We start from the raw sequence: 12,221 nt of genomic DNA on the forward strand, positions 1-12,221 counted from the left end.
TTGTGGTATACTGCCCCTATGCTGATTGGAGAAATTCAAACACCCGTGTCAAATTTGTATGGGGCGGGGAAAACAACTGTTGAACAACTGAATCGGCTGGGGATCTCGACGGTCGGTGATCTACTACGGCTCTGGCCGCGCGCATGGGAAGACCGCAGCAGGTATAATACGCTCAGCGAATGGAATGCGTTTCATAAATTGAATGTTCCGGTAACGATTATGGATCAGCAATGGTTCGGCTACGGGCGTATGAAAACGCTCAAGTTGATTGTCTGCGATTCCGAAGGAACCCGCGGCGAGCTTGCGTGCTTTAATCGGCCTTTTTTAGAGAAATCGTTTCCCGAAGGTACAAAGGCGTTGGTCTACGGAAGTTTTTCCGTTAAATACGGGGCTATCCAATCGAGTTCGTTTGATATAGAACAATACGATACGGCGGAGCGCCGTATTTTGCCGGTGTATCCGCTAACGCAGGGGCTTACCCAGACAAAGCTGCGCAAGCTCATCGAGCAGGCGCTTAATTCGTATGCGCGGGGCATCGACTCCGAACTTCCCGCCGATGTATTAAATAAATACGGCTATCCCGATAAAAGAACCGTGTTGTTTGCAATGCACCGCCCCTCTTCCATGCAGGAGGCGGAAAACGCCCGTACCGCGCTCATCTTTGAGGAGTTCTTCCTGTACGAGGCAGCTGTCGGTATGCGTGCGCTTGAGCGGCGCGGTGTGCTGCCGCGTACGGCGGTGCGGGATGACGCTTCGGAAGGTACGGCTCAACCGGCGGCGCTGCAGTACGCCTACAGTCCGCTGCAAAAGGAGCTGATCTCACGTCTGCCGTTTACGCTTACCGCAGACCAGCACACCGTTACTGCAGAGATTAACGCCGACCTCGACGGAACGGCGCCCGCCGCCCGTCTTATTCAAGGTGATGTCGGTTCGGGAAAAACCCTTGTTGCATTTTTAGCCTGCTTAAAAGTGATAGAGGGCGGCGGACAGGCGGCGCTGATGGCGCCGACTGAGCTGCTGGCACGGCAGCACGCCGATAACGCGGCAAAGCTTTTGGAACCGCTCGGCGTACGGCTCGCCTTTTTAACCGGTAACCTCAAAGCGGCGGGACGCTCTCAGCTTTTACAGCAGCTCGCCTCCGGTAATATCGACCTTATCATCGGTACGCACGCCCTTTTTTCCGCACAGACGCTGTATAAAAACCTGCGTATGGTTGTTATCGACGAACAGCACCGCTTCGGCGTACTCCAGCGCTCTGCAATTATCCAAAAAGGCATCGACAGCGGAAAAAAGGCTCCGCATTTTTTGATGATGAGCGCGACGCCTATTCCGCGGACGCTTGCGCTGTCGATGTTCGGCGACCTCGACATTTCCGTCATCAAAACGATGCCTCCCGGGCGCAAGCCGGTGATTACATACGTTGCTCCCGAAAGCAAGGCCGAAAAAGTGTATTATTTTATCGGGCAGGATATCCTTGCCGGGAAGCAAGCCTATTTTGTGTACCCGATTATCGAAGATTCGGAGACGCTCAGCCTTAAATCGGCGGAAGATATGTTCGCGGAGCTGACGCGGGATTTTCCCCATCACCGGCTTGCGCTTCTGCATTCCAAGGTGCCGGAAGACGAAGCGCGGGCTATTATGCAGGAGTTCCGAGCAGGAGCTATTCACATCCTTGTGGCTACCAGCGTTATTGAAGTCGGCGTCGATGTGCCGAACGCCACCTGTATGGTCATCGAACACGCCGACCGCTTCGGCCTTTCGGCGCTGCATCAGCTGCGGGGTAGGATCGGGCGGGGCAGCGAGCAATCCTATTGCTTTTTACTCTATGGGAAAAATATCACCGAAACCGGTATGGCGCGGCTCAAGGTGATGGCAAGCACGGCTGACGGGTTTGTCATTGCGGAAGAAGATTTAAAGCTGCGGGGGCCGGGAGACATCGGCGGCGTTGAGCAGTCCGGCTATTGCGGTTTTGAACTTGCCGATCCCATCCGCGACTTTGCGCTATTGGAAAAAGCCCGCATCGCCGCCTTCGAAATGCTTGCCGCGCAGCGCGGATTAGCTCAACGGGAAAACTCAAATGCTTGACCTGTTCGATAACCGCATTGTCGAACAGGTTTACTGCAAATGCTTCCGAATAAAAAAAGAGCGGCCTTATGGGGATATATAAGACCGCTCAAAAACTTATTTTGGGAGAAATAAATTCCTACTCTTCATCAGGTTATTTTGTCGCCTCTCTTAAAAGCTTACGACATGTATCGAGTACGCGCTTTGCAACCAGTTCTTCAGAGCTGTCTGCCGGAATACAGGTCGGCTTTTTACCGTCCGTCTTTTCGATTTCGCTCGGCTTCATACCGTACCATACATGCATGTGCGCGGGACTGCCGTGCGGTGTCGTCATCGATAAAAAGGCGAATTTTCCCGCTTTTTGCCGGTCGGATGCAACAAATGCATTTGCCGTAGCGCGCAGTTTATTAGCGCCGTCACGGCTGTAAGCAACTCTCGAAAGTTCGGTCATACCTTTCCATACAACCATTTCGTTTTTATCGTTTCCGGTAACGAATTCAAGGTGTGTAAAATCGGAAGCAGTACCGTAGCTTTTCTTTGCCATCTTAATGATTTCTTCTTTGGTAAAGTCGCTGCCGTCTTTCTTTCCGGAAAATTCTTTAATGAGCTTTGCGTACGCTGCCTGAACGGCGGGACGCGGATCGTCATAGATCAGTGCAGTGTTGATCCATTTACCCGTATACGGCATAAGAGGAGCTTTCGGCAACATCTCCGCAACTTCCTTAATCGTATCGGTCATTTCTTTTAACAGGTTTTCGTTCGAGACTGCCGTATCGGCGTAGGTCGGCCACCAGAGCGGATCGCTTTCTACCAGTGACTTAATGTCTCTGCTGCCGAACCGTGCGTGCCAGTGCAATAAGCTGTCTTCGGAATCTCGATGCGGAGGTACGATAATAAAATATTGCGCTTCCGCTAAGCCTTGTACCGGTTTGATCGCTTCAAATGCATACCATGAATGGCCTTCAAACCCTTGCATGGGTTTCATTCCGGTATAACGGTATTCGCACGGAATTTGTTTTTCATTACCGTCTTTGTCCATTACGGTAAACAATACGGTATTAGAACCGTCAAACTTGACTTTTGCAATCGGTGTTGCAAACATATTGGAAACTGCTGCCTTTAATCCGTCTTCGGTATAGTACGGCATCTTTTCCGCTTGCGTTCTATATGCGTCGTTCAGCTGAGTCGCGCCGGAAATCGCACTAAAGGATTGCCATTCGCCCTTCCACGCAGAAAGTTCATTTCCCGCTTCGAGCTTTGCAGCTGCGGATGTCGATTTACATCCGGTAAAAAATACGGCAAGCAGCAATACCGCCGCTCCGTATACGATATGTTTTTTAGATAACATCTAAACCTCCTAATGTTTGCCTATACTTACAAAAATCGTAAAAAATGTCAACTACTGCTGACAGATTGTATAATCCATAATCCCGATGCAGAGCGCCATGGTATTAAATCGGCAGGAAGACACAAATACCGCCGAATAAAAAAAGAGCGGCCTTATGGGGACTTATAAGACCGCTCTAACACTTATTTTTGGGAGGAATACCATCTACTACACACATAGCTGATTCATAGCTGTATAATGTGAATCTATCATAATCAACTGTAATTAAAATGTCAACCGTTTCTAACAGATCGTTCGATATAGTACTTTGATTTACGCTGTATAAAAAACATAATCTATAAGGCCTATGCGGTCGTTTCCGAATTTTCACGGTTTTTCGTACGCACAATAAAACCGCTGCGCAGCGGTACGTTCGTTTCGATAATGCAGGGATGTCCGTGGCATACCCAGTCGCGGGTAGCGCCGGTTTCGGGGTCGAGCAGGGTGTAATTGCAGTCTTCGATTGCGCAGATGTCGGGGCCGATATATTCAAGCGGCATATCTGCGGTAATCTTATTCATCGATATGAATTCGTAGCGGTTGCCGCCGAGTTCTTTCCCGATGGTACCGGCCATGCTATACGGCGACTTGGATTCCCCGCGGGTTGTTTTATTGGCATCATCCTTTGAAAAATAAAAGCCGGTACCGAACGCACGGTGCGCCGTATTGTACAGCTCTTTCACAAAGGGCTCAGCTTCGGCCGGGGAGATTTTGCCGAATAAGGCGTCGATCCGTTTCCGGTAGGCGCGGGTAACGAGCGCTGTATAATAGAGGCTTTTCATTCTTCCTTCTATTTTAAGCGCATCTGCCCCTGCCTTTTTCAAGTCGGTCAGGTAGTCTATCATGCAGAGGTCTTTAGACGAAAACAGCGCCGTATAGCCGTCGCCCTCTTCTACGGGAAAGTATTCTCCCGGGCGCTCTTTTTCTTCAACGGCAAGCGAATAGTCCCACCGGCAGGAGTGGGTGCAGGCTCCTGCATTCGCGCTGCGGCCGGTAAGGTATGCGCTGATAAGACATCGCCCCGAATACGCAATGCACATTGCACCGTGCACAAAGCATTCAAGCTCCATCTCCGGTACGTGCGCTTTTATTTCGGCAATATCGGCAAGCGAGGCCTCTCTACCGAGTACCACGCGTTTAAATCCCAAGTCGCGGTATACCCGCACCGCTTCATAGTTGATACAGTTTGCCTGTGTGCTGAGGTGGATCGGTGTATCGGGAAAATGTTTGCGTAATACGGAAACCATTCCGATATCCTGAATAATAAAGGCGTCGATAGGGTAGAGCCTAAAATAATCGGCTTCTGCCAAAAAGGCCTTAATATCCTCATTATGAAAAGAAATATTCAGTGCACAGAGCAGCTTCTTGGGTTTTCCCTGTTTTGCATAGTGCTCTTTCAGTGCGCTGATAGTTTTGTATTCGTCGGTAAAAAAATTATCTGCTTTTACCCGCAAGGAAAAATTTTTGAGGCCGATATAGGCGGCATCCGCTCCGTATTCCCACGCGTAGTGCAGTTTTTCCAGATTGCCGGCAGGGGCTACCAATTCCATCATGTTGATCATTCTTCCTCAATAAAAAGAGACTGCACCCATTGTCCCATTTTTTCTACTGCTAAGTGAGCTTCTTTTGCCTGTGCATCCATCGCCTGAAAGAAATGCCACATCTCAGGCCATATATCTAACTGCACCTGTCCGCCGGCCGCTTCAATCTTCTGTGTGAGAGCCTTTGCATCTGCTAAGAGAATTTCCTTACCGCCGCACTGAATAAATATCGGAGGGAAACCTGCAAAGGAACCGTAAAGCGGAGATACCAGCGGGTTCTGAAAATTGTCAGCTGCAGTATAGCGTCCGGCCACTGCCTGAAATGATTCTTTCATCAAAAATTTATCGGACTTTTGTAACGTATGCATTTCTTCGTTTGAGCATGAAACATCCAGCCACGGCGAAATGAGTACGAGCGCAGCAGGTTGGGGGAGCTTTTTCTGTTTTAAATAGTGAACAAGTGCGACTGCCAAATTTGCTCCCGCCTCATCCCCTGCAATAACGACCGATTCCGGAGGAAAATCGTATTTTTTCAGTATTTCTCGATAGGTAATAAAGATATCCTCCAAGCCGGCAGGAAAAGGATATTCCGGCGCGCGATGGTACTCCGGCAAAAATAATTTGCACGCACATTCATGAGCAAACGAAGCGCAAAAATTGCGTGAAGCCTTGCACGACCCATTTACAAAGGATCCCCCATGTGCATAAAGAATAACACGGTTTGCCGCTGCAACTTCGGGTTTCAATATTTCTACCGGCACCGAACCGATCGTATCGCGCGTTATATCCGTATTGTTCGGCAGATACGGCGAATAAAAAAAGGAATCATATTCCTCCCGAATAGTACTTAACGGTACTTTAGGGGAATACAAGGTCTTTTTAAATACTTTTTGTATTTTCCGTAGTGAATTTGTCCCATCCATCGCGGTAGTATACAAAATCTTCCTTGATAATGCTAGTCTATAGAGCAATTCTGAAAAAAATGCAAAAATATACGGTTTTTTCAGATTTATTGTATAAATATACTTGATACAATGATAAGATTATGTATAATCAAATAATATCACTCACTATAACTTAAAAGGAGAAGTAGAGTATGAAGCACAAGATGATATGCTTATTAACTGCTTTGGTAGGCGCAGCGCTGATTTTGGCAAGCTGCGGTGGGCAGAGCGGTGAAAAGGGATCAGCAGCCAATAACGCTGCAGCCGAATTTATTCTCGGTAACGGCGCTGAGCCGCAGAGCTTGGATCCCGCAAAAATTCAGGGCGTACCCGAGCACCGCATCAATATGGCATTGTTTGAAGGTTTGGTAGGCTATGATCCGAAAACCAGTACTGCAGTACCGGGCGTTGCGGAATCATGGGATATCAGCGAAGACGGTATGACCTATACCTTCCACTTACGGAATGCACAGTGGAGCGACGGAACACCGATCACCGCAAAGACATTTGTCGATTCATGGCTGCGTATGCTGGCACCGGAAACAGGCTCTCAGTATGTATTTATGATCAACATGGTTGTAAAAGGAGCTGAGGAGTATAATACCGGTAAGGCAGATGCTTCCGCTGTTGCAATTAAGGCTGTCGATGATAAAACCTTCGAAGTACAGCTGACCGGCCCCGCACCCTATGTTATTGATATGTTAGCACATTATGCCTTTAATCCTATGCCGATGCACACAATTGAAAAATTCGGTAATGACTGGATTAAGCCCGGCAACTTTGTGGGAAACGGTCCCTTTGTGCTTGAAACATGGGTCCCGCAGGAAAAAATTACCGTTGTACCGAACGACAAATACTGGAATAAAGAGAATGTGCATCTTTCTCGTATAACGTTCTTGCCAATCGAAGACAGCAATACGTCTTACGAAAAGTATAAGGCAGGAGAGCTTGACTGGAATACCGGTATTCCGGTACCCCGTATCGACGAAGTAAAGCAGCTGCCCGACTATCAGGTTGCTCCGCAGCTTTCTACCTATTACTACATCTTTAACGTAAAGCGCGGTCCGCTCCAGGATGCCCGTGTACGTAAAGCTTTGACACTGGCGCTGGATCGGCAGGAGTTGGTAGAGAAGGTAACAAAAGCCGGTCAGGTAGCAACCCGCTCGATGGTTCCCCCGATGGCAGGTTATACACCGGGGCAAGGCGCAGGCTATGATCCCGAACTCGGAAAGAAACTGCTTGCAGAAGCAGGATATCCCGATGGAAAAGGCTTCCCCTCATTGACGGTTATTTACAATACGCTGGAAGGTCATAAAATGATTGCAGAATATGTTCAGGAATCATGGAAGCGAAATCTTGGTGTTGAGGTTAAGATCCAAAACTATGAATGGAAAACCTATATCGACAAGCGTAACCAGCATGATTTTGATATAACTCGTGCAGGATGGACAGGTGACTATCAGGATCCTAATACTTTCTTGGAACTTTTCTTAACTGACGGCAGCAATAATAACGGACAATATGGCAATGCCGAATATGATGCATTAATCCGCAAAGCTGCCACAATGAAAGGTGGCGCGGAGCGCTTCCAGGTACTGCATGATGCAGAAACAATCCTGTTGGAACAAGATCAGGCTTTACTGCCGATGTATTCGTATGTCAGCCAGAACATCATCGATACGACAAAGTGGGAAGGTTGGTATAACAATCCGCAGGACATCCACCCCTACGTTGGTCTGAAGAAAGTAAAATAAAGAAGATAATTTTGGAAAGCATTTCTGTTTTTCCAAAATCTTACAACCGCCGAATAGGCATATGCCACCGAACAATCCTAAAACGGACAAGGAGGCATACAAGCTCTGCGGGTTTGCTGCCTGCGGAGCTTCTTTTTTAGAAGGAAAGCTCTAAAGACTCCCGTTTTTAGAGATGCCCGGAAGATGTTAACACTATTGGGGGAAGCATGATCCGATTTGTTATACGCCGGTTAATTAGTTTAGTGCCGACGCTTTTTTTAATTGTAACATTCAGTTTTTTCATAATGAAGGTAGCGCCCGGGGGACCTTTTTCCAGTGAACGGAATTTACCGCCTGAGGTGCTTGCAAATATCAATCGTGAGTATCATTTGGACGAGCCGCTTTTTAAGCAGTATACGCGGTATCTGGGTAATATGCTGCGAGGGGATCTCGGTCCGTCTTTCAGATATAAAGATTATACCGTCAACGATTTAATCGGAAATACCATGCCGAATTCGCTTATTCTCGGTATCACCTCCCTCTGTGCTGCTCTCTTTTTTGGTTTGCTTGTAGGGCTTGTTTCTGCGGTAAAGCGAAATTCGATTGCCGATTACGCATCGATGTCTATTGCCGTTATCGGAATTTCGGTACCGTTATTTGTTGTCGGCCCGCTGTTAATGCTTCTTTTTGCAGTAAAATTAAAATGGCTGCCGACCTCCGGTTGGATTACCGGACGGCATGGGCTTAAAACGATTATTATGCCGGCACTTGCATTGTCGTTGCCGTATTTTGCATACATTGCGCGTCTTTCTCGTGCCAGTATTTTGGAAGTACTGCGTTCGGATTATATCCGTACTGCGTATGCAAAAGGACTTTCATATCCGGTTGTGCTGTTTAAACACGCGTTAAAGGGTGCTCTGTTGCCGGTTATCAGCTATCTCGGCCCTGCTTTTGCAGGTATTATCACCGGCTCTGTTGTTATCGAAAAAATATTCTTGGTTCCCGGGCTTGGTACCTTCTTTGTTCAATCCGCTCTCAACCGCGACTATACGCTGATCATGGGAACGGTGATTATGTATTCCGTTATTTTGATTTTGATGAATTTTGTTGTTGATATTCTCTATGCGGTTATCGACCCCCGCATTTCATATAAGTGAGGCTGAAGATGGATACTAAGCAAATAGATACCGAAAACCGTACTGAAGATAACGGGCAAGTGAATGAATTCAACCAGTCGATGAAGCCGGTCTCCTTATGGGATGATGCATGGAGGCGGCTTAAAAAAAATAAAATGGCAATCGGCGGTCTTTTTATTGTAGCATTTTATGCTGCAATTTCGCTGTTGGCCCCGTTGCTGCCTATTTACTCCTATTCCGAGCAGACAATTATCCATCAGAATCTGCCGCCCTCTTTTCGTACGGCAGGTAATCTGATGCTCAAAATGCGTCGTGCGGATATGATGCGTACGGCAAAAAAAGAAGGTAGGGCTGATCTTTCGGAAAAACAAAAAGAAGAGCTCGCCGCTTTAGAGCGGGAGGTAACGAATAATCCGGTACACAACCGCCGCTATCTTTTGGGCACCGATGCGCTCGGGCGAGATGTGTTTGCCCGAGTCGTATACGGCGGCCGCATTTCGATCATGATCGGTTTGATCGGCACGATTACTTCGTTATTTATCGGCGTACTGGTCGGCGCGGTCAGCGGTTATTTCGGCGGCTGGCTCGATAACGTATTGATGCGCTTTGTCGATATTATGTACGGTTTGCCGTACATGCTCGTTGTTATCATTATGATGGCGATCTTGGGACAGAGCATTATTATCTTGTTTGTTGCGATTGCACTTGTTTCGTGGCTGACCATCGCACGCGTCGTGCGCGGGCAGGTTATCAGTTTAAAGAATGCCGAGTTTGTCGAAGCCGCCCGTTCAATGGGTGCTTCTACGCCGCGTATTATCTTCCGGCACATTTTACCGAATACGCTCGGTATTATCATCATTTACTCAACTCTTTCTATTCCGGGCTTTATTATGAACGAGAGTTTCCTTTCGTTCTTAGGACTCGGTGTTTCCGCACCTCAGGCTTCATGGGGGTCGCTTGTATCCGATGGTGTAAACGTAATGACGCTCTATCCGTGGCAGTTGTTGGTTCCGGCAATCGCAATGACGGTTTTCTTATTTGCAATGAACTTTCTCGGCGACGGCCTCCGCGATGCCTTCGATCCTCAGAGTAAAAACAGGGTGTAACGATGAATAATCAAAAATCAGACGAGAAAATCTTACAGGTTAAAAATTTACAAGCATGGTTTTGGACCGATGCAGGTATCGTCAAGGCTGTTGACGGCGTTTCTTTCGATTTGCATAAACGCGAAATGCTGGCGATTGTCGGTGAGTCCGGTTCGGGTAAGAGCGTAACCAATTTAGCGGTTATGAACCTTATTCCCAATCCTCCGGGTAAAATCATCGGAGGCGAGGTGTGGTTCGGCGGCAAAGATGTGCTCAAGATGGATAAAAATGAGATTAGACAGCTTCGGGGAAATAAAATCTCGATGATCTTCCAAGACCCGATGACCAGCCTTAATCCCTTTTTAAGAATCTCGACGCAGATGATAGAAACAATCCGGCTGCATCAGGGCTTATCGAAAAAAGATGCGCGTGATCGAGCAATTGAAATGCTCAAGCTAGTCGGTATCCCCGCGGCGGAAAAGCGAGTAGACTGCTATCCGCACCAGTTCTCGGGCGGTATGCGGCAGCGCGTTATGATTGCGATGGGATTAAGCTGCGACCCTGAGGTACTGATTGCCGATGAGCCCACTAGCGCACTGGACGTTACCATTCAGGCGCAGATTTTGGACTTAATAGGCGATTTGAGTGCACGGCTTGGTACCGCGGTTATTATGATTACCCATTCGCTCGGTTTAGTCGCCGGTATGTGCGACAATGTTTGTGTTATGTATGCAGGGCGCATTGTAGAACAGGGTGGCGTAGATGAATTATTTGCAAATCCTGCACATCCTTATACACGGGGATTAATTAAATCCGTACCGCGGATGGACAAAAAAAATACGGGACGGTTATTCTCCATCAGCGGGCAGCCGCCGAACGTTATCGACTTGCCACCGTGCTGTCCGTTCTATCCGCGCTGTACCGAAGCGATGCCGCAGTGCAAAACGGAATATCCCGCTTCATATAGCCTTTCCCCTAGTCACCGCACCAGTTGCTGGCTCTATCAGTCGGGGAAGCCGGCAGGGGAAGCGGTTGCAACGGTATCGAACAATGCTGCAGCTGAATCTGCGGGAAATAACGAATAGGAGGATGCGGATTTATGGAAGAAAGATATAACGAATCGGAAGCATTATTGACCGTTAAAGACTTAAAGATGCATTTTCCGTTTGCGGAAGGGGGCATCTTCTCACGTAAGAAAGGTGCTGTCCGTGCAGTGGACGGTATCAGCTTTTCGGTAAAAAAGGGTGAAACGCTCGGTCTTGTCGGGGAGTCCGGTTGCGGAAAATCAACCGCAGCGCGCGCCATTGCGCAGCTGTATACGCCGACATCGGGTTCCGTCCGGTTTAAAGGTATGGAGCTCGCCGGTTGTTCGCACCATACGCTGATGCAGGCGCGTAAGGATATGCAGATGGTATTCCAAGACCCGTATGCATCGCTGAATCCCCGCATGACGGCAGGAAATATTATCGCAGAGCCGATGCAGATTTTAACGAAGCGCGGCATCCTTTCGTATACGCAAAAAGAAATTGATGACAGGGTCGAGGTATTAATGGAAAAGGTTGGTCTTTCCCGCTTTTTCCGCAACCGGTATCCGCATGAGTTTTCAGGCGGACAGCGGCAGCGTATCGGTATTGCCCGTGCGCTTGCACTTCAGCCGGAGTTAATCCTTGCGGATGAGCCGGTCAGCGCGCTCGACGTATCCATCCAAGCGCAGATTCTTAACCTCTTTAAGGATTTGCAGGATGAATTCGGGCTTACCTATGTGTTTATCGCGCATGATCTTGCCGTTATCCAGTATATTTCCACGCGGGTTGCGGTTATGTATCTCGGGGTTATCGTAGAAATTGCGAATGCCGAAGAGCTTTACTCAAAACCGCTGCACCCGTACACGGAAGCGCTCCTTTCCGCAGCTCCTATCCCGGATCCGGAAATCGAACGCAAGCGCAAGCGAATTATCTTATCGGGAGATGTGCCTTCACCTACGGAACAGCGCACGGGCTGCTACTTTTATGACCGCTGTCCCAAGCGTATGGAACACTGTAAAAACACTATCCCGCAGCTGAAAGACAAAGGGAACGGCCATCAAGTCGCATGCTTCCTCTGCGAATAAGCCGTCGCCGTTTTCGGCAAACGACTGAAAATTGCAATGCTGTAAGGACTAAGGCGGTAAACCTTTAAGTGTTTTCTATCTGTGCGAAATTTTGAAAAAATTTCGCACACTTTTTTCAGGCGTAGCAGAGCAAACACATCAGACGGAATCAACACCCCCGACGCAAGCGTTGCCGTGGACGGCGGGTATTAAACCCTCCGCATGAATAAATGAGAATCGCA

At 48.2% G+C, this 12,221-nt stretch carries 9 protein-coding genes; 6 read left to right on the forward strand and 3 right to left on the reverse strand.

Features of this window, described 5'->3' with window-relative positions:
- The first annotated feature begins 18 nt into the window (after positions 1-18).
- Positions 19-2,085 (forward strand): ATP-dependent DNA helicase RecG, encoded by a 2,067-nt coding sequence (gene recG, locus E4N65_RS02775; protein WP_253673972.1) that lies wholly within the window; start codon positions 19-21, stop codon positions 2,083-2,085.
- Between the two features lie 133 nt (positions 2,086-2,218).
- Here recG and E4N65_RS02780 read toward each other — a convergent pair whose 3' ends face one another.
- The 3 genes from E4N65_RS02780 to E4N65_RS02790 form a co-directional block, all read right to left on the reverse strand.
- The gene (locus tag E4N65_RS02780; protein WP_044013389.1) at positions 2,219-3,412 is read right to left on the reverse strand and encodes a ZinT/AdcA family metal-binding protein; all 1,194 of its coding nucleotides are present in this window, start codon (positions 3,410-3,412) and stop codon (positions 2,219-2,221) included.
- 344 nt (positions 3,413-3,756) lie between these two features.
- Positions 3,757-5,001, reverse strand: coding sequence for a peptidase U32 family protein (locus E4N65_RS02785; protein ID WP_044016916.1), 1,245 nt, complete (start codon positions 4,999-5,001; stop codon positions 3,757-3,759).
- Between the two features lie 8 nt (positions 5,002-5,009).
- Positions 5,010-5,915 (reverse strand): alpha/beta hydrolase, encoded by a 906-nt coding sequence (locus E4N65_RS02790; protein WP_044013387.1) that lies wholly within the window; start codon positions 5,913-5,915, stop codon positions 5,010-5,012.
- A 173-nt stretch (positions 5,916-6,088) separates the two neighbouring features.
- On the opposite strand from E4N65_RS02790, the gene E4N65_RS02795 reads away from it, so the two are divergent.
- From E4N65_RS02795 to E4N65_RS02815, 5 genes are all read left to right on the forward strand, one after another.
- Positions 6,089-7,690, forward strand: a complete 1,602-nt coding sequence (locus E4N65_RS02795) for a peptide ABC transporter substrate-binding protein (protein WP_044013385.1) — start codon at positions 6,089-6,091, stop codon at positions 7,688-7,690.
- A gap of 206 nt (positions 7,691-7,896) precedes the next feature.
- Positions 7,897-8,826 (forward strand): oligopeptide ABC transporter permease OppB, encoded by a 930-nt coding sequence (gene oppB / locus E4N65_RS02800; protein ID WP_044013383.1) that lies wholly within the window; start codon positions 7,897-7,899, stop codon positions 8,824-8,826.
- A gap of 8 nt (positions 8,827-8,834) precedes the next feature.
- Positions 8,835-9,911, forward strand: a complete 1,077-nt coding sequence (locus E4N65_RS02805) for an ABC transporter permease (protein WP_044013381.1) — start codon at positions 8,835-8,837, stop codon at positions 9,909-9,911.
- A gap of 2 nt (positions 9,912-9,913) precedes the next feature.
- The gene (locus tag E4N65_RS02810; RefSeq protein ID WP_253673974.1) at positions 9,914-10,975 is read left to right on the forward strand and encodes an ABC transporter ATP-binding protein; all 1,062 of its coding nucleotides are present in this window, start codon (positions 9,914-9,916) and stop codon (positions 10,973-10,975) included.
- 14 nt (positions 10,976-10,989) lie between these two features.
- On the forward strand, positions 10,990-12,000 hold the full coding sequence (locus E4N65_RS02815) for an ABC transporter ATP-binding protein (RefSeq protein ID WP_044013379.1): 1,011 nt from the start codon (positions 10,990-10,992) through the stop codon (positions 11,998-12,000).
- Positions 12,001-12,221: the final 221 nt, after the last annotated feature.

Origin of the sequence: Treponema sp. OMZ 855 (genome assembly GCF_024181145.1) — a bacterium.
In the GTDB taxonomy this organism is placed as follows: Bacteria; Spirochaetota; Spirochaetia; order Treponematales; family Treponemataceae; genus Treponema.

Bases quoted from the DNA above. Each gene is read 5' to 3' on its own strand.
- E4N65_RS02790 (WP_044013387.1), bottom strand. From the start codon at position 5,915: ATGGATGGGACAAATTCACTACGGAAAATACAAAAAGTATTTAAAAAG.
- E4N65_RS02795 (WP_044013385.1), top strand. From the start codon at position 6,089: ATGAAGCACAAGATGATATGCTTATTAACTGCTTTGGTAGGCGCAGCG.
- E4N65_RS02810 (WP_253673974.1), top strand. From the start codon at position 9,914: ATGAATAATCAAAAATCAGACGAGAAAATCTTACAGGTTAAAAATTTA.
- E4N65_RS02780 (WP_044013389.1), bottom strand. From the start codon at position 3,412: ATGTTATCTAAAAAACATATCGTATACGGAGCGGCGGTATTGCTGCTT.
- E4N65_RS02785 (WP_044016916.1), bottom strand. From the start codon at position 5,001: ATGGAATTGGTAGCCCCTGCCGGCAATCTGGAAAAACTGCACTACGCG.
- oppB (WP_044013383.1), top strand. From the start codon at position 7,897: ATGATCCGATTTGTTATACGCCGGTTAATTAGTTTAGTGCCGACGCTT.
- E4N65_RS02815 (WP_044013379.1), top strand. From the start codon at position 10,990: ATGGAAGAAAGATATAACGAATCGGAAGCATTATTGACCGTTAAAGAC.
- E4N65_RS02805 (WP_044013381.1), top strand. From the start codon at position 8,835: ATGGATACTAAGCAAATAGATACCGAAAACCGTACTGAAGATAACGGG.
- recG (WP_253673972.1), top strand. From the start codon at position 19: ATGCTGATTGGAGAAATTCAAACACCCGTGTCAAATTTGTATGGGGCG.